At 61.0% G+C, this 22,356-nt stretch carries 19 protein-coding genes; 14 read left to right on the top strand and 5 right to left on the bottom strand.

Going from position 1 to position 22,356, the window contains the following annotated elements:
• Nucleotides 1-18 precede the first annotated feature (18 nt).
• A complete protein-coding gene (gene tssJ / locus Q7C20_RS03985; protein ID WP_348055443.1) occupies nt 19-528 on the bottom strand; it encodes a type VI secretion system lipoprotein TssJ in 510 nt (169 codons plus the stop codon).
• Nucleotides 529-584: 56 nt separating this feature from the next.
• Nucleotides 585-1,904 carry a type VI secretion system-associated FHA domain protein TagH gene (gene tagH / locus Q7C20_RS03990; protein WP_375065596.1) on the bottom strand — a complete coding sequence of 440 codons (1,320 nt, stop codon included), beginning with the start codon at nt 1,902-1,904 and terminating at the stop codon, nt 585-587.
• 403 nt (nt 1,905-2,307) lie between these two features.
• Between tagH and tssA the strand changes: the two genes are divergently transcribed.
• The 14 genes from tssA to Q7C20_RS04060 all read left to right on the top strand — a co-directional run bounded on the left by tssA (nt 2,308) and on the right by Q7C20_RS04060 (nt 20,401).
• On the top strand, nt 2,308-3,327 hold the full coding sequence (tssA, locus tag Q7C20_RS03995; RefSeq protein WP_375065598.1) for a type VI secretion system protein TssA: 1,020 nt from the start codon (nt 2,308-2,310) through the stop codon (nt 3,325-3,327).
• A gap of 54 nt (nt 3,328-3,381) precedes the next feature.
• Nucleotides 3,382-3,888 (top strand): type VI secretion system contractile sheath small subunit, encoded by a 507-nt coding sequence (gene tssB, locus Q7C20_RS04000; RefSeq protein ID WP_078739797.1) that lies wholly within the window; start codon nt 3,382-3,384, stop codon nt 3,886-3,888.
• Nucleotides 3,889-3,890: 2 nt separating this feature from the next.
• Complete coding sequence (tssC, locus tag Q7C20_RS04005; protein WP_375065601.1) at nt 3,891-5,387, top strand: type VI secretion system contractile sheath large subunit; 1,497 nt, start codon at nt 3,891-3,893, stop codon at nt 5,385-5,387.
• 171 nt (nt 5,388-5,558) lie between these two features.
• Nucleotides 5,559-6,047, top strand: a complete 489-nt coding sequence (locus Q7C20_RS04010) for a type VI secretion system tube protein Hcp (protein ID WP_048723567.1) — start codon at nt 5,559-5,561, stop codon at nt 6,045-6,047.
• An 80-nt stretch (nt 6,048-6,127) separates the two neighbouring features.
• Nucleotides 6,128-6,574 carry a T6SS effector amidase Tae4 family protein gene (locus tag Q7C20_RS04015; protein ID WP_375065604.1) on the top strand — a complete coding sequence of 149 codons (447 nt, stop codon included), beginning with the start codon at nt 6,128-6,130 and terminating at the stop codon, nt 6,572-6,574.
• A complete protein-coding gene (locus Q7C20_RS04020; RefSeq protein WP_375065606.1) occupies nt 6,571-7,020 on the top strand; it encodes a hypothetical protein in 450 nt (149 codons plus the stop codon). Before Q7C20_RS04015 ends, Q7C20_RS04020 begins: the two co-directional genes overlap by 4 nt.
• On the top strand, nt 7,014-7,529 hold the full coding sequence (gene tssE / locus Q7C20_RS04025; protein ID WP_348055429.1) for a type VI secretion system baseplate subunit TssE: 516 nt from the start codon (nt 7,014-7,016) through the stop codon (nt 7,527-7,529). The genes Q7C20_RS04020 and tssE overlap by 7 nt, the downstream gene beginning before the upstream one ends.
• Nucleotides 7,526-9,385 carry a type VI secretion system baseplate subunit TssF gene (gene tssF, locus Q7C20_RS04030; protein ID WP_375065609.1) on the top strand — a complete coding sequence of 620 codons (1,860 nt, stop codon included), beginning with the start codon at nt 7,526-7,528 and terminating at the stop codon, nt 9,383-9,385. Before tssE ends, tssF begins: the two co-directional genes overlap by 4 nt.
• Nucleotides 9,349-10,392, top strand: a complete 1,044-nt coding sequence (tssG, locus tag Q7C20_RS04035; RefSeq protein ID WP_348055425.1) for a type VI secretion system baseplate subunit TssG — start codon at nt 9,349-9,351, stop codon at nt 10,390-10,392. The genes tssF and tssG overlap by 37 nt, the downstream gene beginning before the upstream one ends.
• On the top strand, nt 10,385-13,042 hold the full coding sequence (gene tssH / locus Q7C20_RS04040; RefSeq protein ID WP_375065612.1) for a type VI secretion system ATPase TssH: 2,658 nt from the start codon (nt 10,385-10,387) through the stop codon (nt 13,040-13,042). The genes tssG and tssH overlap by 8 nt, the downstream gene beginning before the upstream one ends.
• Before the next feature lie 158 nt (nt 13,043-13,200).
• A complete protein-coding gene (locus Q7C20_RS04045; RefSeq protein ID WP_375065614.1) occupies nt 13,201-15,141 on the top strand; it encodes a type VI secretion system Vgr family protein in 1,941 nt (646 codons plus the stop codon).
• 15 nt (nt 15,142-15,156) lie between these two features.
• Nucleotides 15,157-15,591, top strand: coding sequence for a DcrB-related protein (locus Q7C20_RS04050; protein ID WP_348055419.1), 435 nt, complete (start codon nt 15,157-15,159; stop codon nt 15,589-15,591).
• A gap of 12 nt (nt 15,592-15,603) precedes the next feature.
• Complete coding sequence (locus Q7C20_RS04055) at nt 15,604-19,938, top strand: RHS repeat-associated core domain-containing protein (RefSeq protein WP_375065617.1); 4,335 nt, start codon at nt 15,604-15,606, stop codon at nt 19,936-19,938.
• Nucleotides 19,925-20,401: a hypothetical protein gene (locus tag Q7C20_RS04060; protein ID WP_375065619.1), complete on the top strand. Its 477-nt coding sequence runs from the start codon at nt 19,925-19,927 to the stop codon at nt 20,399-20,401. The genes Q7C20_RS04055 and Q7C20_RS04060 overlap by 14 nt, the downstream gene beginning before the upstream one ends.
• Before the next feature lie 121 nt (nt 20,402-20,522).
• Here the strand turns inward: Q7C20_RS04060 and Q7C20_RS04065 are convergent, their stop codons facing one another.
• From Q7C20_RS04065 to Q7C20_RS04075, 3 genes are all read right to left on the bottom strand, one after another.
• Entirely contained in the window at nt 20,523-20,798 is a 276-nt protein-coding gene (locus Q7C20_RS04065) for an HU family DNA-binding protein (RefSeq protein WP_003213368.1), read from the bottom strand.
• Between the two features lie 191 nt (nt 20,799-20,989).
• Nucleotides 20,990-22,138, bottom strand: a complete 1,149-nt coding sequence (locus Q7C20_RS04070) for an NAD(P)/FAD-dependent oxidoreductase (RefSeq protein WP_375065633.1) — start codon at nt 22,136-22,138, stop codon at nt 20,990-20,992.
• A 35-nt stretch (nt 22,139-22,173) separates the two neighbouring features.
• Nucleotides 22,174-22,341, bottom strand: coding sequence for a rubredoxin (locus Q7C20_RS04075; RefSeq protein ID WP_003213373.1), 168 nt, complete (start codon nt 22,339-22,341; stop codon nt 22,174-22,176).
• Nucleotides 22,342-22,356: the final 15 nt, after the last annotated feature.

The raw sequence follows: 22,356 nt of genomic DNA on the forward strand, positions 1-22,356 counted from the left end.
GGGGGCTCCGATCTCTTGTTATTGGGCAGGGCTGGAAGGGGGAACCACGACGGCTGCGCGCACGGCGCGCACATCGAGGCTGATCTGGTATTCGGTGTATTGGCGTGCCGGTACGTCGATCACCGCGCGCCATTGCGCGCGGTCGAGCTCGCGGTAACCCACCAGCAGGCCGATCTGGCGTGTGGAAGGGTCGAGGTCGCGCTTGATGCTCAGTTGCTGGCCGGGTTGCACCATCACTTCGTCCTGATCGAGCAGGTCCAGGCCAAGCGTGGATTGCGCGCGATCAGCCAGTGCGAAGTAGTCGGAGCGACCGAAGGTGGCGGCGTTTTTCAGTTCGAAAATGCGCACCCGCACCGGGGCGGCCTGGCCGCTGGCGCCGGGGTTAAGCCCGGCAATGGCGTGGAAGTGCAACTCGACGGCGGCGGTGTCCGCTTCTGCCTCGGCGGCCGCCTCGGGTTTGGCAGCCTCCTTGGCACACGCCGTCAACAGCAACGCGGTGGCAACTGCAAGTAAAAACCTGGGAATCATCCTGCGTCCTCAATGACGTACTTAGCTATCCGTTTTATCCATGGTTGCGGCGCGTTTTAGCGTCGCTGTCGTGCGCTGTGTTCTTCGTAGGCCCGGCTGAATTCGCGGCCGAACAGGTCTTGGAAGTCTTCCTGGGCCTCGCGGGAAATGTTGCTGTAAAGCTCGGTGAATTGCTGCCAGTACTGGGCCTGGCGCGAGCCACTGAAAAGGCTCGACAGCCCGCCGGGCTTGCCCATGCGCTCTTCCAACTGGCCCGGCTCGAAGCGCGCCAGCAGGTGTTTGATCGCCGCTTCGACGCCGGCCATCACGGCCAGTTGGTGGGCGCGCAGGTCGTCGAAACTATCGCGCACGGCGATGTCCGGCGCCATAAACGCTGCGTTGCCGTGGCGAAGCAGCAGCAACAAGGCTTCGTCGGCATTCGGGGCGAATTTCAGCGGATTATTTTCGGCGGGGCGGATCATGGTTTGCTGCATGCGGAACTCGCCTTTGAGGCTGGCGCGGGCACGCAACACGTCGATCAGGCCTTCGACCATCAGCCGGTAGCTGCGGCCGATGCTTTCCATCTGGGCTTCAGCCTGAGCCTTGTCCAGACGCAGTTGGTCGAGGCCCGCGCCACGCAGAAACGCTTGCAGCAGATCGGGTTGTTGGCTGGCGTCCGCCACGGGGAGCGCAGGCTCGACCACCGGTGGCGCAAGGATGACCGGTGCGGCCGGGGGCGCAACGGCCGCTGGCGGCGTGTCGGCAAACAGGTCCCAATCATCAGGAATCACCGAGCCGCTGACCACCGGTTGTTCGACAACAGGCACCGCGACGGGCGTCGGCGGGCGGAAGTCGTGCTGTTCGGACGGCACGTGGTCCGGCACGGTCGGCGGTGGCACGGCGGTCGGGCTGAGGAAATCGAACAGGTCCGGCAGGGTGTCCATCGACGAGGCGCCCTGGAACTGCGGCGCGATCACCGGCACAGGCGCGGGCGAATTCACCACGGCGCCCATCAGCGCTTCAAAGCTGTTCGGCGACTCACCGGCAAACGGTTGGCTGCCCATGGCTTGCACGCTGGAGTCGATGCGCGCCTGGATTTCGTAATCACCGATGCGGATCAGCTCGCCATCCTGCAACGGCTCGCTGTTACCCCGCCGCAACCGGATACCGGCGTTAACCAACTCCACACCGTTGGTACTGGTGTCGGTTAAATAATAACGGCCATCTTTGTATTGAATAACACAGTGTTGCGAGGAGACCAGGCGCTCGGGGTCAGGCAATACCCAGTCATTATCCGAACTGCGGCCGATCGCCATCGAGCCCTGATTCAAGGACTTTTCGGGGCACTGCCCAGGGGTAATCTTGTGATAACTAGTGATAGTCAAACACAGCGACATCTTGCCTCCTTGCTGATACTTCGCGCGCAGTCGATTCCCGGGGCAACGTTTCCCGAGAAACCCCACCAGGTCGTGCAAGCGACCCTCACAACCTGCTTTTGCAAGCATGATCGCTGATCTTAACGGGGCTCCATGACAAATATCCTATTCGGGTGTGCTATCAGACTCACCGGTCGCGCAGGTTGTTAAACACCGCACATCTGTCACAGAGGGCGAATAGCTTACCTTGACAAGGCCCAACTACTACACCAAAAATGCACAACTTCTTGAACACCAATGATGGCGCTTTGAAATCAACCTGAATTCAACGTTCCATCATGACCAAGAAAACATGCCTGGTTCATCGCGCAACCAGTGCATGCATTGCCCGCCATCTATCGGGCTGATAAGGAGATCGAATTCAGTGGATGTGCCGTTGCTGCTCACCGCCGTTTCCGCTACCTCGCCGTGTGGCGAAGACATGGAATATGACGCGGACTTTCTCCACCTGGAGCGTGCTGCCAAGGGCCAACCCGAGCGCAGCATGGGCGACTCGATCCTGCCTGCCGAACCGCCGGAATGGCGCAGCATTCAGCAGCAAAGCCTCGACTTGCTGCAACGCAGCAAAGACCTGCGTATCACCCATTTCCTGCTGCAAAGCGCCCTCGCCCTCCAGGGTCCGGCCGGGCTGGCTGAAGTCCTCACACTGATCAACGCGTTGCTGCGCGAATACTGGGCAGACCTGCACCCGCGCCTGGATGCCGACGACAACAACGACCCCACCGTGCGCGTCAACGCACTGTCTGGCCTCACAAGCGATACCACCATTCGTTTGCTGCGCGAAAGCATCCTCACGCGCTCGCGCACCTTCGGGCCCGTGAGCTTGCGCGCGGCGCTCAACGCCAGCGGCCTGCAGATTTTCGCCGACGAACAACTCGGCGCCCAGCAGCTCAACGCTGCGTTCCTCGACAGCGACCCCGAGCAACTGCAAGCCACCCGCAACGCCTTGAGCGCGGCGCGTGCCGCGTGCGAAGCCATCGAGCAGCAAGTCAACGAACAAGTCGGTTCCGCCCAGGGCGTGGACCTCAGACTGCTCAAGCAACCGCTCAAGCAGGCACTTCACATACTCAATCAAGCGGTGCCAGGCACCGACAGCAGTGGCGAACCCGAGGCCGTCAGTGACGACAGTGCCCCCTCGGCCGATTACGCCGCTGCGCCCGCCGCACCGCGCCCCGCTGGCGACATCGCCACCCGTGACGACGTGCTGCGCAGCCTCGACAAGATTCTCGCGTATTACACCCGACATGAGCCTTCGAGCCCGCTGCCGGTGCTGTTGAACCGGGCGAAAAATCTGGTGCACGCCGACTTTGCGGCCATCGTGCGCAATCTGATTCCCGACGGCATGTCCCAATTTGAAAACCTGCGCGGCCCGGACAGCGAATAAGCCGCCGGACTGTGCAGTAACAACACCGTCGCTCAAGCGACCAGGAGCAGCATCGTGGCGAAGCAAAGTTCTCAGAAATTCATTGCGCGCAACCGCGCGCCTCGAGTGCAGATCGAGTACGACGTCGAGCTTTACGGCGCCGAGAAAAAGGTCCAGCTGCCCTTCGTGATGGGCGTGATGGCCGACCTCGCCGGCAAGCCTGCCGAGCCGCTCGCAGCGGTGGCCGACCGCAAGTTCCTTGAAGTGGACGTCGACAATTTCGACTCGCGCCTCAAGGCCATGCAGCCACGCGTCGCGTTCCACGTGCCCAATGAACTGACCGGCGAAGGCAACCTGAGCCTGGACATCACCTTCGAAAGCATGGACGACTTCAGCCCGGCCGCCGTGGCCCGCAAGGTCGACTCGCTGAACCAGCTGCTCGAAGCCCGCACCCAACTGGCCAACCTGCTGACCTACATGGACGGCAAGACCGGCGCTGAAGAAATCATCATGAAAGCGATCAAGGACCCGGCATTGCTGCAGGCCCTTGCGAGCGCGCCGAAGCCGGCAGGGAACCAGTAATCATGACCGACAATACCGCCCGCGAAGGCTCCCAGATCCTGGGCGCTACCGAAGAAGCCAGCGAGTTTGCCAACCTGCTGCTGCAAGAGTTCAAACCGAAGACCGAGCGTGCCCGCGAAGCCGTCGAAACCGCCGTGCGCACCCTGGCCGAACAAGCCCTGGCGCAAACCGACCTGGTCTCGAATGACGCGATCAAGTCGATCGAATCGATCATCGCCGCCATCGACGCCAAGCTGACCGCTCAGGTCAACCAGATCATCCACCATCAGGATTTCCAGCAGCTGGAAAGCGCCTGGCGTGGCTTGCATTACCTGGTCAACAACACCGAGAGCGATGAGCAGCTGAAGATTCGCGTGCTCAATATCTCCAAGCCGGAACTGCACAAAACCCTGAAGAAATTCAAGGGCACGGCGTGGGACCAGAGCCCGATCTTCAAGAAGATGTACGAAGAAGAATACGGCCAGTTCGGCGGCGAACCGTACGGTTGCCTGGTAGGCGACTACTACTTCGACCAGTCGCCTCCCGACGTGGAACTGCTGGGCGAGCTGTCGAAAGTCTGCGCCGCCATGCACTCCCCCTTCATCGCTGCGGCCTCGCCGACCGTGATGGGCATGGGCTCGTGGCAGGAACTGTCGAACCCGCGCGACCTGACCAAAATCTTCACTACCCCGGAATACGCTGGCTGGCGCTCGCTGCGTGAATCGGAAGACTCGCGCTACATCGGCCTGACCATGCCGCGCTTCCTGGCGCGCCTGCCGTATGGCGCCAAGACCGACCCGGTGGAAGCCTTCGCCTTCGAAGAAAACACCGACGGCGCCGACAGCTCCAAGTACACCTGGGCCAACGCCGCGTACGCGATGGCGGTGAACATCAACCGTTCGTTCAAGCACTACGGCTGGTGCTCGCGCATCCGTGGCATTGAGTCCGGCGGCGAAGTGGAAAACCTGCCAGCCCACACGTTCCCTACCGATGACGGTGGCGTGGACATGAAGTGCCCAACCGAAATCGCCATCAGCGACCGCCGTGAAGCGGAACTGGCGAAGAACGGCTTCATGCCGCTGCTGCACAAGAAAAACACCGACTTCGCCGCGTTCATCGGCGCTCAGTCGCTGCAAAAACCGGCCGAGTACGATGACCCGGACGCCACCGCCAACGCCAACCTGGCCGCGCGCTTGCCGTACCTGTTCGCCACCTGCCGTTTCGCCCACTACTTGAAGTGCATCGTGCGCGACAAGATCGGTTCCTTCAAAGAGAAGGACGAGATGCAACGCTGGTTGCAGGACTGGATCCTCAACTACGTCGACGGCGACCCGGCCCACTCCACCGAAACCACCAAGGCCCAGCACCCGTTGGCCGCAGCCGAAGTGATCGTGGAAGAAGTCGAAGGCAACCCGGGTTACTACAACTCCAAGTTCTACCTGCGCCCGCACTACCAGCTCGAAGGGCTGACCGTGTCGCTGCGCCTGGTATCGAAGCTGCCTTCGGCGAAAAGCGCCTGAATAACGCTTGAACCGGCTCTTCTGTGGGAGCCGGGCTTGCCCGCGATGCAGGCAACGCGGTCTGCCAGTCAGACTGCGGGGATGCAATCGCAGGCAAGCCAGCTCCCACAGAAAAGCACTGCCCATTGGGCTTAAACAAATATCGTGGCTGAGTCCACACAGGGAGAAAACATGGCTGTTGATATTTTCATCAAGATCGGCGACATCAAGGGCGAGTCCATGGACAAGGCCCACAAGGACGAAATCGACGTATTGAACTGGAGCTGGGGCATGGCCCAGTCCGGCAACATGCACGTGGGCGGTGGCGGCGGCGCGGGCAAGGTGAATATCCAGGACCTGTCGCTGACCAAGTACGTCGACAAGGCCTCGCCGAACCTGATGATGCACTGCGCCAGCGGCAAGCACATCGACAAGGTCAAACTGACCGTGCGCAAGGCCGGTGGTGAAAGCCAGGTTGAATACATGGTGATCAACCTGGAAGAAGTGCTGGTCACGTCGCTGAGCACTGGCGGTTCGGGCAGCGATGATCGTCTGACCGAAAACGTCACCCTGAACTTCGCTCAGGTGATGGTCGACTACCAGCCACAGAAAGCCGACGGCACCAAAGACGGCGGCCCGATCAAGTTCGGCTGGAATATCCGTTCCAACACCAAGCGTTGATACGTATACCCCTGGCGCCTCGCGCCAGGGGGGTTTGGTGCTCGCTCGAATTCGACCTCCCCCTCTTCGGTATCTGAGTCATGGCCAAACCTTCGTTTATCAATTTGTGGAACAGCTATCCGCCCTACCCGTCAGCCACGCCTGCCTGCGACGGTCCGTGGGATAACCAGTGTGCGATACGCTTGAGCATTGCCTTGAATGGTGAGCATTCCATCAAGGTCAACAAATCGACCTATATGGAGCCCAAATGCGCGCACGAACACGCACGTGGCGCTGAATCACTTGCCAACTTGCTGTGGCGCCACCACTTGGGCAGCCCAAAAATCCTGACAGGCAGCGCCGAAGACCGGCGCAGCTTGAACCAGAAAACCGGAATCATATTTTTCAAAGACTGCTTCAGACGCTCTGGAGAAAGTATCGACGCGCGTTCAGGTGACCATATCGACGTGTGGAACCGTGGTGTGACCGGCAGTTACGATGACCCCGCACACGCCTCCAAACAAGTCTGGTTCTGGGAGCTTTCATGATTAGGCTGGCGTTGTTGCCAGTGCTTGCGGGTTGTGTGCTTTCCAGCCTGACCGCCTGTGCTGCGCAGAATTCACCCTCTACAACCGAGCCGCCCAAGGACAGGGTGACACTCGCGGGACAGACACTGAGCCTGGAAAATCATCAACAGCGTTGCGCCTTGCGCAAGCCCGACCAGAGTCTGCTGCAACTGGAAATACCCTGGCCATGCAAGTTCAGCCCGGACCGCACGGGATTGCCCCGCGTCGAAGCGTTCAACGGTAGCGAACTGATCATTATCGTTTACCACTCGCAAGCTGAGCCCGAGCCAAGCCGTCGCTGCAAGTCTCAATATCAAGCCGTCCGCCAGATCCAAGGCCGCCTGGAAACCTCCGTAGTAGCACAGAGCGCTTTTTGCATGGACGGCGTGATCGATCAGAAAAATTTCGTCGGACTCTTTCCTTGGTAACCGAAATCGCCACGCGCGACCGTCTGCAACCGTCCCTCCTAGACCGGTTGACCGATGACGACCCAACCAACCCCAAGGAAAGCGCCGATAAACGCGTGCTGTCCCTGACCCAATTAAAAGCCTCGGTGCTGCGTGACCTGGCGTGGTTGCTCAACACCACGTCGTTGCTGGATGCCGATGCCACCTTGCACACCCCGGCCGGTACCTCGGTGGTCAATTACGGCCTGCCGGCACTGGCGGGCAACAGCATCTCCAGCGTGGATATCAAAGCGCTGGAAGCCCTGATCTACCAGGCGATCGCCACCTTCGAGCCGCGTATTCTGCGCCACACACTGCGCGTCAAAGCCCGCGTCGGCCATGGTGAAATGAACCACAACGCCCTGAGTTTCGAGATCGAAGGCGACCTGTGGGCGCAGCCGGTACCGTTGCGCCTGCTGCTGCAAACCGACCTTGATCTGGAATCCGGCCATGTGCGCGTGGTCAGCGCCGACCAGCGGAGACGCCCATGAACCCGCGCCTGCTGGAGCTGTATAACCAGGAACTGCACCACGTGCGCGAAAGCGCCGCCGAGTTCGCCAAGGAATACCCGAAGATCGCCAGTCGGCTGACCTTGTCCGGAATGGACTGCGCCGACCCGTACGTCGAACGTTTGCTCGAAGGTTTTGCTTACCTGACGGCCCGCGTGCAACTCAAGCTCGACGCCGAGTACCCGACCTTCACCCATAACCTGCTGGAAATCGCCTATCCGCACTACCTGGCGCCGACGCCGTCGATGACCGTGGTGCAGTTGCAAACCGACCCGGATGAAGGCTCGCTGGCCAGCGGTTTCCCGCTGCCCCGCGACACCGTGTTGCGCGCCGCCCTGGGCCGCGAAACCCAGACCTGCTGCGAGTACCGCACCGCGCACCCGGTGACGTTGTGGCCGTTGCAGGTCAGCAATGCCGAGTACTTCGGCAACCCGGCCGCCGTGCTGGGCCGTTTGGCCGCCAGTGAACCCAAAGCCAAGGCCGGCCTGCGCCTGACCCTGCGCACCGGCGCCGAATTGCCGTTCAGCAGCCTCGATCTGGACAGCCTGCCGCTGTACCTCAGCGGCGCCGATGAACAACCGTTTCGCCTTTACGAACAACTGCTCGGCAACGCCTGCGCGGTGTTTGCACGCAAGCCGGGTGGCGACTGGGTTGAGCGCCTGCCGCCAGACGCACTGCGCTCGCGCGGTTTTGACGATGTCGACGCCGCCATGCCGGTGGTGGCCCGCGCCTTCCAGGGCTATCGCTTGTTGCAGGAATACTTCGCCCTGCCCCATCGCTTTTTGTTCGTGGAGTTCGCCGAACTGAGCCGGGCGGTCAAGCGCTGCGAAGGCCAGGAACTGGAGTTGATCGTGCTGTTCGACCGTCACGAGCCGAGCCTGGAAGGCAGCGTCGGCGCCGCGCAGTTCATGCCGTTCTGCACGCCGGCGATCAACCTGTTCCCCAAGCGGGTGGACCGTATTCACCTGTCCGATCGGGTCAACGAACACCACGTAATAGCCGACCGCACCCGACCGATGGATTTCGAGATCCACTCGCTGAGCGGCCTCACCGGCCACGGCACCGGGCCGGAGCAGCCTTTCGTGCCGTTCTATGCCGTGCGCGACCCGTCGCGCTATGGCCGCGATCAGGCGTATTACACCGTGCGCCGCGAACCCCGCGTGCTGTCCAGCGACCAACGCCGTAACGGCCCGCGCTCCACCTATGTGGGCAGCGAAACCTTCGTCAGCCTGGTGGACAGTCGGCAGGCGCCGTACGGCCATGACTTGCGCCAACTTGGCGTCACCGCGCTGTGCACCAACCGTGATTTGCCGCTGTTCATGAGCGTGGGCAACGGCAAGACTGATTTCACCCTGGCCGACAGCGCCCCGGTGTTGTCTGTGCGCTGCGTCGCCGGCCCGAGCCGCCCCCGCGCCAGCCATGCCCACGACGCCAAGGCGTGGCGCCTGATCAGCCAGTTGTCGCTCAACTACCTGTCGCTGAGCGAGCAAGGCCAGGGCGCCGCCGCCTTGCGGGAACTGCTGCGCCTTTACGGCGACACCAACGACGCCGCCCTGCAATTGCAAATAGAAGGCCTGCGTGACGTCAGCAGCAAAGCGGTGACACGGCGCCTGCCGATGCCCGGCCCGATCGTGTTTGGCCGTGGCCTGGAAATCACCTTGGAATTTGATGAAAACGCGTTTCGCGGCACCGGCGTGTTCCTGCTCGGTGCAGTGCTGGAGCGCTTCCTGGCACGCTACGTGTCGATCAACAGTTTTACCGAGACGGTGATCCGTACCACCGAACGCGGCGAGATCATGCGATGGAAAGCCAAGCCCGGACGTCGTCCGACCCTGTGAGTACCCTGGATGCGATGCACCAGGAGCCCTGGGAATACGATTTCTTCCAGGCGCTGCGGCGTATCGAGTGCGAATCGCCAGAGCTGCCGCGACTGGGCCATTCCTTGCGCCTGGCAGACGACCCGCTGCGCCTCGGCCAACAGGCCGATTGCACATTCGCCCCGGCCACACTGGCGTCGGTCGACCCTGGCGGCGACGGCAAACCCGCGCGCCTGGAGCAGTTTTTCTTCGGCCTCGGCGGCCCCAACGGCCCGTTGCCGCTGCACATCACCGAGTACGTGCGCGAGCGTCAGCGCAACAACGCCGACAGCACCAGCAAGCAGTTCCTCGACGTTTTCCACCACCGCCTGCTGAGCCTGTTTTACCGGGCGTGGGCCGAAGCGCGGCCGACGGTCAGCCACGACCGGCCAGACGATGATTACTGGTCCGCACGCCTCGCCGCGCTGAGTGGCCGGGGCATGCCGAGCTTGCTCAATCAGGGGCTGATTCCCGACACGGCAAAGCTGCATTACAGCGGCCACCTGTCGGCGCAAACCCGCTACCCGGACGGTTTAAAAGCAATCCTCGGCGAGTACTTCGGCCTGCCGGTGGAGATCGAAGAATACGTCGGCCAATGGCTGGAACTGCCCGAGCGCAGCCGCGTGAGTGTCAGCGCGAACCAGCTGGGCGTGGACTTTTGCCTGGGCAGCCATGTGTGGGACCGCCAGCATAAATTCCGCATCCGCCTGGGCCCGCTCAAGCTGGATGACTACATGGGCATGCTCCCCGGCCATCAGCCATTCAATGAGCTGGTGGCGTGGGTGGCCGAGTACCTGGGCCATGAACTGGACTGGGACCTGAACCTGATTCTGCAACAACCCGAAGTACCGGCGCTGCAACTCAACGGCAGCTTTCGCCTGGGCTTCAACACCTGGCTCGGCAAGCCCGAGCGAGACGCCAACGACCTAATCCTGGCCCGGCATTACGCCGACCACGCCACCACCTCAAGGAATCCAGAGCATGGGTGAAATCAGTCGCGCCGCACTGTTCGGCAAACTCAACAGCGTGGCCTACAAAGCCATCGAAGCCGCCACCGTGTTCTGCAAACTGCGGGGCAACCCGTACGTGGAACTGGCCCACTGGTTTCACCAGTTGCTGCAACTGCAGGATTCGGACCTGCACCGCATCATCCGTCAGTTCAACGTGGAACCGGCGCGCCTGGCCCGCGACCTGACCGAAGCGCTGGACCGCCTGCCGCGCGGCTCGACGTCGATTACTGACCTGTCGTCCCATGTAGAAGAAGCCGTGGAGCGCGGTTGGGTGTATGGCAGCCTGATGTTCGGCGAAAGCCAAGTGCGTACCGGCTACCTGGTGCTGGGTATTTTGAAGACGCCAAGCCTGCGCCACGCGCTGCTGAATCTGTCGTCGGAATTCGACAAAATCAAGGCCGAAGCCTTGAGCGAACGGTTTGATGAGTACGTTGGCGATTCGCCGGAAAATGCGCTCAGCGCCAGCGACGGTTTCAACGCTGGCGCCGTGCCGGGTGAAGCCAGCGGCGCCATGGCGCCGAGTGCGATGGGCAAGCAGGAAGCCCTCAAACGCTTCACCGTGGACCTCACCGAACAGGCACGCAGCGGCAAGCTCGACCCGATCGTGGGCCGTGATGAAGAAATCCGCCAACTGGTGGACATCCTCATGCGCCGTCGCCAGAACAACCCGATCCTTACCGGCGAAGCGGGCGTGGGTAAAACCGCTGTGGTCGAAGGTTTCGCCCTGCGCATCGTTGCTGGCGACGTGCCGCCCGCGCTGAAAGACGTGGAACTGCGCAGCCTCGACGTGGGCCTGCTGCAAGCCGGCGCGAGCATGAAAGGCGAGTTCGAACAGCGCCTGCGCCAGGTGATCGAAGACGTCCAGGCCTCGCCCAAGCCGATCATTTTGTTTATCGACGAAGCCCACACGTTGGTGGGTGCCGGTGGCGCCGCCGGGACTGGCGATGCCGCCAACTTGCTCAAACCTGCGCTGGCGCGCGGCACCTTGCGCACCGTGGCCGCGACCACCTGGGCTGAGTACAAAAAGCACATCGAGAAAGACCCGGCACTGACCCGTCGTTTCCAGGTGGTACAGGTGGCCGAGCCGTCCGAAGACAAGGCGCTGCTGATGATGCGCGGCGTGGCCTCGACCATGGAAAAACACCATCAGGTGCAGATCCTCGACGAAGCCCTCGAAGCCTCGGTGAAGCTGTCGCACCGCTATATCCCGGCGCGTCAGCTGCCGGACAAATCCGTGAGCTTGCTCGACACTGCGTGCGCCCGCGTCGCCATCAGCCTGCACGCCGTGCCCGCCGAAGTCGACGACAGCCGCCGTCGCATCGAAGCCCTGGAAACCGAGCTGCAAATTATCGCCCGCGAGCATGCCATCGGCATTGCGATTGGTGCGCGCCAAACCAACAGCGAAGCGCTACTGAGTGCTGAACGTGAGCGCCTCGCCACTCTGGAAAGCCGGTGGGCCGAAGAAAAAACACTGGTGGATGAACTGCTCGCTACCCGCGCGACCTTGCGTGAAAAAGCCGGCGTGGTGGACAGCGGCAACGATGAGTTGCGTGCCCAGTTGGTCGACCTGCAACAGCGCCTCACCACCCTGCAAGGCGAAACCCCGCTGATTCTGCCGACCGTGGACTACCAGGCGGTGGCCTCGGTGGTCGCCGACTGGACCGGCATTCCGGTGGGCCGCATGGCGCGCAACGAGCTGGAGACGGTGCTCAACCTCGATCAGCACCTGAAAAAACGCATCATCGGCCAGGACCACGCCTTGCAGATGATCGCCAAGCGCATCCAGACTTCCCGCGCCGGCCTCGACAACCCGAGCAAGCCAATTGGCGTGTTCATGCTCGCCGGCACCTCCGGCGTGGGCAAGACCGAAACCGCCCTGGCCCTGGCCGAAGCCATGTACGGCGGCGAGCAGAACGTCATCACCATCAACATGAGCGAGTTCCAGGAAGCTCACACGGTGTCGACCCTCAAGGGCGCGCCGCCGGGGTATATCGGCTACGGCGAAGGTGGCGTGCTGACTGAAGCAGTGCGGCGCAAACCCTACAGCGTGGTGCTGCTGGACGAGGTGGAAAAAGCCCACCCGGACGTGCATGAAATCTTCTTCCAGGTGTTCGACAAGGGCGTGATGGAAGACGGCGAAGGCCGGGTGATCGACTTCAAAAACACCCTGATCCTGCTGACCACCAACGCCGGCACCGAGCTGATTTCGCGCGTGTGCAAAGACCCGGCGAACATCCCCGAGCCGGAAGAAATTGCCAAGGCCCTGCGCCAGCCGCTGCTGGAGATTTTCCCACCGGCCTTGCTGGGGCGCCTGGTGACCATTCCTTACTACCCGCTGAGCGATGAGATGCTCAAGGCGATCACTCGCCTGCAACTGGGCCGCATCAAGAAGCGCGTGGAGACTACGCACAAAGTGGAGTTCGACTACGACGACGCGGTGGTCGATCTGATTGTCTCGCGCTGCACCGAAACCGAAAGTGGCGGGCGCATGATCGACACCATCCTCACCAACAGCCTGCTGCCGGACATGAGCCGTGAATTCCTCACGCGCATGCTTGAAGGCAAGGCGCTGGCGGGGGTGCGGATCAGCAGTCGGGATAATGAATTGCACTACCAGTTCAACGATTGAGCTGACGGAACGCGATCAAAACTGTGGGAGGGGGCTTGCTCCCGATAGCAGTGTGCCAGTTGATGAATTGGGTGACTGATTCACCGCTATCGGGAGCAAGCCCCCTCCCACATTTTGAGCCGGTTTCTTCAGATATTTAGTCATTTACGGGTTAACCGATGCTATTCAACCAAGCCTCACGCCTGGCCAGAATCACCAGCCCCCTCGGGCCGGATGTGCTGTTGCTCAATGAAATGGGCGGCGGCGAAGAGCTGGGCAGGCCGTTCAACTATGAGCTGCAACTGACCTCGCTCGACGCCAACATCGACCTCAATCAGTTGCTCGGCAAACCGATGAGCGTGGGCGTGCAGTTGGCGGACGGCGGTGAGCGGTATTTCCACGGCCTCGTCGCACGCTGTAGCCAGAACATTGATCAGGGCCAGTTCGCCAGTTACCAGGTGACGTTGCGCCCGTGGTTATGGCTGCTAAGCCGCACCTCCGACTGCCGGATTTTCCAGAACCTGAGCATCCCGCAGATCATCAAGCAGGTGTTTCGTGACCTCGGTTTCTCCGACTTCGAAGACGCTTTGAGCCGGCCGTACCGCGAGTGGGAATACTGCGTGCAGTACCGCGAGACCAGCTTCGAGTTCGTCAGCCGCTTGATGGAGCAGGAAGGTATTTACTACTTCTTCCGTCATGAGCAGGACCGCCATGTGTTGGTGCTGGCCGACGCTTATGGCGCTCACACCACGGTGCCGGGTTACGCGTCGATCCCGTATTACCCCAAGGACGAGCAGCAGCGCGAACGCGACCACATGCACAACTGGCACCTGGCGCAGGAGGTGCAGCCGGGCTCGCTGGAGCTCAACGACTACGACTTCCAGCGCCCCAGCGCCAGCATCGATGTGCGCTCGGCGATGCCGCGCCCGCACACCGCGGGCGACTACCCGCTGTACGACTACCCCGGCACCTACGTACAAAGCGCCGACGGCGAACACTACGCGCGAACGCGCATCGAAGCCCTGCAAACCCTGCACGAACAGATCGAGTTCAGCGGCAACGCGCGGGGCTTGGGTTCAGGCCACCTGTTCAGCCTCACCGGCTTCAGCCGCCAGGACCAGAACCGCGAATACCTGATCGTCGGCATCCGCTACTACATCGTCCAGGAAAGCCTGGAAAGCGGCGGCGGCTCAGGGTCGGCGCAGTTCGAAAGCAGCCTCACCTGCATCGATGCCCAGCAAAGTTTCCGCCCCTTGGCCAACACCCATCGACCCATCGTCAAAGGCCCGCAAACCGCGCTGGTGGTCGGCCCCAAAGGCGAGGAAATCTGGACCGACCAGTACGGCCGCGTGAAGGTGCACTTCCATTGGGACCGTCACGATCAATCCAACGAAAACAGCTCATGCTGGATTCGCGTGTCGCAAGCCTGGGCCGGAAAAAACTGGGGCTCGATGCAGATTCCACGCATCGGCCAGGAAGTGATTGTCAGCTTCCTTGAAGGCGACCCGGACCGGCCGATCATCACCGGCCGGGTGTACAACGCCGAGCAGACGGTGCCTTACGATTTACCCGAAAACGCCACCCAGAGCGGCATGAAAAGCCGCTCGAGCAAGGGCGGCACGCCGGCCAACTTCAATGAAATCCGCATGGAGGACAAGAAGGGGCTGGAGCAGTTGTATATCCACGCCGAGCGCAATCAGGACATCGTGGTGGAGGTGGATGAGAGCCATTCGGTGGGGCATGACCGTAACAAGAGCATTGGGCACAACGAGACGGTGACCATCGGCAACAACCGCCTGCGCATCGTTAAACAGGAAGACATCCTCTCCGTGGGCCAGAGGAAGACCGACAGCATCAGCCAGAGCTACGTCATCGAAGTGGGTGAGAACCTGCGCCTGGTCTGCGGTGAAAGCATCCTGGAGTTGAATGCCAGCGGGCAGATCAACCTCACCGGCGTGCAAATCAGCTTCTACGCCAGCGGCGACGCCGAGTTCAACACCGGCGGCGTGCTGCACCTGAACAACGGCGGCGGCGCAGGCGCGACACCCGATGGCCAAGGCGTGAAAGCCAGTATCGATGCGAATATCAACGCCGCGTTCCCCGCGCCTAAAAGCTCCTGACGAGACCTGTTTGCCATGACGTACCGAATCAATGAATTCCAGTTTCAACTGCCCGCCAGTGAGTTGCAGGACGCGACGATCAATATCCTCAAGTTTCCTGAATTGGGTACGTCACTGATCGTCAGCCGCAGCCTGCTCGCGGAGGGCGAAACCTTGCACAGCAATTTCAACGATCAGCTCCAGCGGCTGGAAAAACAGGTGCAGGATTTGCGCTGCCAACCGAGCGTGAGCGTGCGTTTAGGCGCGGCTCAGGAAGTGGAAGGCATTGAACTGCGCAGCCAGTTCAACAAGGGCAATGACAAGGTGTTCCAGTATCAGATGGCCCTGGTGATACCGGGTACGCGCAAGATGCTAGCGCTGAGTTACGTGAAGGCGGAAAAACTCGGGGATGCCGAGGCTGCGCACTGGGCCTTGATCAAAAACTCGCTGTCGTTCGACGCCATTTCCTGATGAGCCGCCTGCATGTCTGACGCTTTATGGGCCGCCCGCATGGGCGATGCGCTCTCCCACACCTCGATGATGGCGGACATCCTCGGCGGTGTGCTGGAAGTGGCAGCCAATATCGCGATCACGGCCGTGGCGACCGCCGCTGTCGTCGCCGCTACCGGGATTACCGTCGCAACCGGCGGGCTGGGCTGTTTCCTGTTGGGCGCAGTGGTGGGCACGATTGTCGGCCTGGCCATGAGCAAGACGGGGGCAGACAAAGGTCTGACGAATTTATGCGATAGCTTCAGCAATGCGCTGTTCCCGCCCACGGTGCAGGCCAATATTCTCACTGGTTCCACCGACACGCTGACCAACAACATCCCCGCTGCCCGCGCCGCCGGGGCAATCAGCTCACATGTCGCGCCGGCCGGCACCGAGCCGGAAGAACCTGCGCCTGAGCCAGAAGCCAGCTACCTGGACATGGCCGAGAGTTTCTTCTCGCAGATGTGGCGCCCTACAGTTGCAACCCCCGCTCCTGGCGCCGTGCCCAAACCACTGGACCTGGTGGTGTGCATGAAGCACCCGCCGATGCCGCCGCAGTTTCTGGCCGAGGGCTCGGACAAGGTCACCATCAACGGCCAGCCAGCGGTGCGCAGTGGTGATCGCAGCACCTGTGATGCGACCGTGGTGTCGTCCGGCTTGATTTCATCCAACGTGACCATCGGCGGCGGCTCGGTGGTGGTGCGCGAGATTCGCAGCGGCAAGACGCCGGGCGTCGGGCTGGCAGTGACGGCGTTGTTGATGCTCAAGGGCGGCAAGGGCAAGTTCTTCAGCAAGTTGCCGTGCATGCTCATCGGCGGCGCCACTTCGATGGCCGTCAGCAGTGCGATGGGGGCGATGGCGAATGCTGCCATGGGCTCGTCGAATCCGGTGCATGCAGCGACGGGCGCAAAGGTATTGGGCGATATCGATGAGCTGGATTTCGTGCTCCCCGGCATCTTGCCGATTGACTGGCAACGTTTCTATAACAGCCGTGACGAACGCACCGGCAGTCTGTTTGGCGCGGGCTGGAGCGTGCCGTATGAGGTCTGCGTCGAAGTCCGGCCCCATCCCGACGGCGGCGATACGCTGGTCTACACCGACGAGCAAGGGCGCCCTATCGAAATGGGCTCGATTCCCTTGGGCGGCGCGGTATTCAGCGCCGGTGAAGGGCTCGCCGTGCGGCGGCACCTCAATGGGCAGTTGCTGATTGAGAGCGATGACGGCCTGTATCGCTTGCTTGAACCCTCCGCCAACCCGTCGCTGCTGCGCCTTACTCAATTGGGCGACCGAAACGACAACCGCATCTATATCGATTATGACGAAGCCGGGCACATGGTGCGGCTACGCGACACATTCGACTTGGTGCAGGTTGAGTTGATCCGTGATCAGGGCCAGTTGGCGCGCATCGAACGTCTGTACCCTGATCAGCGCCGAGAAGTGCTGGTCAGCTATGGCTTCGACGCACAGGGCAACCTGGCTGAAGTGCGCGATGCGACGGGCCAGGTTCAGCGTCGTTTTGCCTACGACAGCGGTCACAGGATGGTGGAGCATCAACTGCCGACCGGGCTTCGTTGCTTCTACGAATGGTCTTTGGTTGAAGGTTTGGAATGGCGCGTGGTCCGGCACTGGACCGATGAGGGCGACGCTTACCAGTTCGACTATGACTTGCAGGCCGGTATCACCCGTATTACCGACGGCTTGCAACGCGTTAGTACCCGGCATTGGAACACCCAACACCAGATCATTCGGTACAGCGACAACCTTGACCACACCTGGCTGTTCGAATGGAACGACGAGCGCCAGTTGCTCAGCGCCACCGACCCGCTGGGCGGGCGCTTTGAATACAGCTACGACGAGGCCGGCAACCTGATCGGCGAAACCGACCCGCTGGGTCGCAGCGATTCGACGCTGTGGTTGGAACATTGGGCCTTGCCCCTGGTGGAAACCGACGCTGCCGACAATAGCTGGCAGTATCGCTACGATCCGCGCGGTAATTGCATCGCCGAGACCGATCCGCTGGGCTATATCACCCGCTATCGCTATGACGCCCACGGCCAGCCAGTAGAAATCATCGATGCCACTGGCAAAAGCAAACAACTGCGCTGGAACCCGTTTGGGCAGTTGGTCGAGCATATCGATTGCTCGGGCTACCCGACGCGTTTCAGCTACGACGAGCGCGGTTATTTGCAGGTCATCACTGATGCCTTGGGTGAACGCACGCAGTTCAGCTATGACGCCCAGGGGCGTTTGCTCAGCAGCCAATTACCGGATGGGCGCACCGAGCAGTATCAGCGCGACGCCAGCGGGCAGTTGGTGGGCTACACCGACCCCGCCGGGCACACCACGCTCTACCAACACAACCGACGCGGCCAGGTACGCCAACGCACCGACGCCCATGGCCGGCAGGTGCAATTTGGGTATGACAGCTATGGGCGGCTGCAAGCGCTGGTCAACGAAAACGGTGAAAGCTATCGGTTCGCATGGGACGCCGGGGATCGGCTGACCGAGCAGCAAGACCTCGACGGCAGTGCCAAGCGCTACGACTACGACTTGCTCGACAACATCAAGGCGGTGACTGCGCTTGCGGCGCCTTATGGCAAAGGTTTGGCGGTGGTGCCCGAGACGCCACCCGCGCCCATCGTTCATCGGCTGGAGCGCGATGCCGTTGGCCGACTGGTTGCAAAAACCACTGACGATGGCCGAACAGAGTACAGCTACGACGCGGTGGACCAACTCACCGCCGTCACCTTTACCGACCTGCAAGGCAATGCGCAGGCCCTGGGCTTCGCCTACGACGCCCTCGGCCAGTTGCTCGTTGAACAAAGCGCCACCGGCAACCTGCAGCACCATTACGACGAACTCGGCAACCTGATCCAGACCCAACTGCCGGACGGCCGCTGGCTCAACCGTCTGTACTACGGCAGCGGCCACCTGCACCAGATCAACCTCGACGGCCAGGTCATCAGCGACTTCGAACGCGACCGCCTGCACCGCGAAGTGCTGCGCACTCAAGGCCAGCTCAGCACCCGCAGCGAATACGACCGCAGCGGCCGTCTGCGCTCACGCCAGCGCCGACTTAACAGTCAGCCCTCGCTGATGCCCGCAGCGGCGCAAAAACAGTTCGAATACGACCCCGCCGACAACCTGATCGGCAAACTCGACCAGCAACCCGCAGCGCAACACCGCCAACTGCTGCATTACGACGCCACCGGCCGCATCATCGCCAGCCAGGAAAGCCTGCACGGCCAGCGTGAAACGTTCGCCTACGACGCCGCTGCCAACCTGCTGGATGGCCCGCAGGCGGGTGCCGGGTTGGTGGTACATAACAAGCTGGTGACCTATCAGGACAAGCGTTATCGCTACGATGCGTTTGGACGGATGATTGAAAAGCGCAGCGCCAAGCGTGGGTTGCAACGTTTTGCCTACGATGCCGAAAGTCGACTGATCGAAGTGCGTAATGAAAACGGCAGCGTGGTCAGGATGACCTATGACCCGCTGGGTCGACGCATCGAGAAAACTGAGTACGGCAACGATGGTTATCCGCTGGGAGAAGCTCGATTCACCTGGGACGGACTGCGGTTGTTGCAAGAACATAAACACAGCCAGACCAGCCTTTATGTTTATGAAGACGACAGCGGCTACGAGCCTCTGGCCCGTGTCGACGGCAGCGGCCCGCTGCAAAAAATTCGTTACTACCACAACGATCTGAATGGGCTGCCAGAACAGCTGACCGAGGCCGATGGACACAACGTCTGGCAGGCAACTTATCGGGTGTGGGGCAACACGCTGGAGGAGGTGCGTGAGCCTTACTACATTGAAGAGCAGAATTTGCGGTTTCAGGGACAGTATCTGGACCGGGAGACGGGGCTGCATTTCAATACGTTCAGGTTTTATGATCCGGATGTGGGGCGGTTTACGACGCCGGATCCGATTGGGTTGGATGGCGGTTTCAACCTCTACCAGTACTCGCCTAACCCCTTAACATGGATCGATCCATGGGGCCTGAAGACCTGTTATCACAAGAGAACGAAGAGTGAGATCAAAAAAATTCGCGCCAACTTCGATAAGAAAGGCGGCGCCAAAGAGAAATACATGAAGAAATTGGCCAAAGACCCCAAATCACTTCTGAAATATGGTCCGGCCGGGGTAGATAGAATGAAAAAAGGCCAAGTTCCAGAGGGATTTGACGTGCATCATAAAAAGCCAATATTCAGGGGCGGCAATAATCGCCAAAGTAACCTTGAACTCATGGACAAGTCCTACCACAAAGCAAATAGCAAGGCCCTGCATTGGTATCCTGAAGGGGAAAATCCGTATGGACTCAATTAATAACGCCCGCTGCCAGCTCTGCAAAGAAACTTTTGAGCTGGACGCGAAGCAGAAACAATTCATTGCGCCACTCGTTGCAAAGGGCCAGCGCTTTATCATGATCGAGTGCCCTTCCTGCGGCTCTTCAACCCAATATGTGAAAGCTGAGCAACCCTTAGTAACAGCACTGCGGGCTGCCAATTACCGTTGTCCGATTAGCCAATGCGCTGGCTGGGTTGATCTAACTGATGAGCAATCCCCGCCCTTCTGGGGATGTGGTGAATGCGGCAGTGTTTGGTACGAAGAAAAAAATCTGCAAAAAGAAATTACAGCCATCATCAGCTCATTTCCGTACAGAGCCGGGAGCTACAAGAAGCTGAACGGCGAATGGATTCCAAGTGATTTAAATTCAGAACCTAAGGATTACGAAGAGCTCGTGGCGAAAGAACCGGCAGACGAGCATGATGAGTTGGTTAGAGGATAAAGCTGAGGCGTAAAAATGCGTTTAACGCTGTAATTACACCTTCCAATAAAAATGGGCACCCGACCCAGTCGGCGTGCCCATTTCTTTTACCGCCCCGCCTCCCTTCGAGACGGTATCGCTATTACGGGTTGACGCTGTCTTTGAGCGACTTGCCTGGCTTGAACGCAACGGTGTTGCTCGCCTTGATCTTCACCGGCTCACCGGTTTGCGGGTTTTTGCCGGTGCGGGCGCCGCGATGGCGTTGCAGGAAGGTGCCGAAGCCGACCAGGGTGACGCTGTCCTTGCGGTGCAGGGCGCCGGTGATTTCTTCGAGAACGGCGTTGAGTACGCGATTGGCCTGTTCTTTGGTGAGGTCCGCTTTTTCAGCGATGGCGGCTGCGAGTTCTGGTTTACGCATAAGTGAAGCCTCTTTGACGGTTTTTTGTTGTTATGTCCGTGCTGCTCTCTAACGGAGCAGCGCCCAAGGCGCCGCAGGCTCTACTCTGCGGCAGACGCGAGTGAGGATGGCACGCCCTCGCACGCTCCGCCAGCCTCGCGGCGACCTTTCTGAGAATAGGAAGGCGCTGATTCCGACAGAACGACCGGTATTTACGCCAGCAACGGCGGAAGCTCTTTGTTCAGGGCCATTTTTTCCATTACGGCGCTGCCAGTCAGTGCATACCCCAGCAGTCGGCCGCTGGCGTCGCGGCACAAGGCCTTGATGTCAGCGCCCTGCCCTTCAACGGTCCAAACGCCTTCGGTGCCGCGTGGCGGTGGCGAAACCACCAGCGGGCAGATCGGCGTTTTGACGGTGATCGGCATCGGCCCGTAGCTGACGGCGGTGACATTGCCGGCGAGGGTTTGGGCCAGGGCGCGTGCGCAGCTCATCAGCGGCATCACGTACAGCAGGTTCAGGCCGTCGACCTCGGCGCAGTCGCCCAGGGCATAGATGTTGGCGTGGGAGGTTTTGAGGTGGCGGTCCACCATGATCCCACGGTTGATTTGCAGGCCGGCGGCGGCGGCGAGGTCTACGCGCGGGCGCAGGCCGATGGCCGAGACCACCAGGTCGCAGTTGATCACTTCACCGTCCGATAAGTGCGCTTCAAGGCCGTCAGCCGTGCGCTGCAGGCGGTTGAGCACCGGGCCGAGGTGGAAACGCGCGCCCAGGCCTTCCAGCCCGGTTTGCACGGCAGCGGCGGCCGCCGGGTGCAGCAGGGTTGGCATGACTTGCTCGCACGGCGCCACCAGGTCGATTTCATACCCGCCGAGGATCAGGTCGTTGGCAAATTCACAGCCGATCAGGCCAGCGCCGAGCAACAGCACCCGGCGTTTGCCCGCCGCAGCCGCGCGAAAGCGGGCGTAGTCTTCAAGGTCATTGATCGGAAAAACCAGCTCCGCCGCGTCGCCTTCAACCGGCACGCGCACGGTTTCGGCGCCCCACGCCAGAATAAGGTCGCGGTAAGCCACCGCTTCCTCGCCGATCCACAGGCGTTTGTGGCCCGGGTCGATGCCGCTGATGCGCGTGTGGGTGCGCACTTCGGCCTTGAGCTGCTCGGCCATGGCACCCGGTTCAGCCATGCTCAGGCCATCGGCTTCCTTGTTCTTGCCAAAGCCGGTGGAGAGCATGGGCTTGGAGTAGGAGCGCCCGTCGTCCGCGGTGATCAGCAGCAACGGGGTCTCGCTGTCGAGCTTGCGAAACTCTCGGGCCACGTTGTAGCCGGCCAATCCTGTGCCGATGATCACGACAGGTGAGTTCATTCCTTTCTCCTTGTAAACCATTTCTTAAAATCAGATCAGCCGATTTCGATCATTTCGAAATCCATTTTGCCCACGCCGCAATCCGGGCAAAGCCAGTCTTCCGGGACGTCCTGCCACAGGGTGCCCGGCGCGATTCCGTCATCCGGCCAGCCGTCTTTTTCGTCATAGATCAGGCCGCAGACTACACATTGCCACTTCTTCATTTCTTGCTTCCTCAG

The organism is Pseudomonas sp. AMR01 (assembly GCF_041946035.1).
Taxonomy (GTDB): Bacteria; Pseudomonadota; Gammaproteobacteria; order Pseudomonadales; family Pseudomonadaceae; genus Aquipseudomonas; species Aquipseudomonas antarctica_B.

Excerpts from the sequence above, each read along its gene's own strand:
- tssJ (WP_348055443.1), bottom strand. The coding sequence starts at position 528 with ATGATTCCCAGGTTTTTACTTGCAGTTGCCACCGCGTTGCTGTTGACG.
- tagH (WP_375065596.1), bottom strand. The coding sequence starts at position 1,904 with ATGTCGCTGTGTTTGACTATCACTAGTTATCACAAGATTACCCCTGGG.
- tssC (WP_375065601.1), top strand. The coding sequence starts at position 3,891 with ATGACCGACAATACCGCCCGCGAAGGCTCCCAGATCCTGGGCGCTACC.
- Q7C20_RS04010 (WP_048723567.1), top strand. The coding sequence starts at position 5,559 with ATGGCTGTTGATATTTTCATCAAGATCGGCGACATCAAGGGCGAGTCC.
- Q7C20_RS04015 (WP_375065604.1), top strand. The coding sequence starts at position 6,128 with ATGGCCAAACCTTCGTTTATCAATTTGTGGAACAGCTATCCGCCCTAC.
- Q7C20_RS04020 (WP_375065606.1), top strand. The coding sequence starts at position 6,571 with ATGATTAGGCTGGCGTTGTTGCCAGTGCTTGCGGGTTGTGTGCTTTCC.
- tssF (WP_375065609.1), top strand. The coding sequence starts at position 7,526 with ATGAACCCGCGCCTGCTGGAGCTGTATAACCAGGAACTGCACCACGTG.
- tssG (WP_348055425.1), top strand. The coding sequence starts at position 9,349 with ATGGAAAGCCAAGCCCGGACGTCGTCCGACCCTGTGAGTACCCTGGAT.
- tssH (WP_375065612.1), top strand. The coding sequence starts at position 10,385 with ATGGGTGAAATCAGTCGCGCCGCACTGTTCGGCAAACTCAACAGCGTG.
- Q7C20_RS04045 (WP_375065614.1), top strand. The coding sequence starts at position 13,201 with ATGCTATTCAACCAAGCCTCACGCCTGGCCAGAATCACCAGCCCCCTC.
- Q7C20_RS04050 (WP_348055419.1), top strand. The coding sequence starts at position 15,157 with ATGACGTACCGAATCAATGAATTCCAGTTTCAACTGCCCGCCAGTGAG.
- Q7C20_RS04055 (WP_375065617.1), top strand. The coding sequence starts at position 15,604 with ATGTCTGACGCTTTATGGGCCGCCCGCATGGGCGATGCGCTCTCCCAC.
- Q7C20_RS04060 (WP_375065619.1), top strand. The coding sequence starts at position 19,925 with ATGGACTCAATTAATAACGCCCGCTGCCAGCTCTGCAAAGAAACTTTT.
- Q7C20_RS04065 (WP_003213368.1), bottom strand. The coding sequence starts at position 20,798 with ATGCGTAAACCAGAACTCGCAGCCGCCATCGCTGAAAAAGCGGACCTC.
- Q7C20_RS04070 (WP_375065633.1), bottom strand. The coding sequence starts at position 22,138 with ATGAACTCACCTGTCGTGATCATCGGCACAGGATTGGCCGGCTACAAC.
- Q7C20_RS04075 (WP_003213373.1), bottom strand. The coding sequence starts at position 22,341 with ATGAAGAAGTGGCAATGTGTAGTCTGCGGCCTGATCTATGACGAAAAA.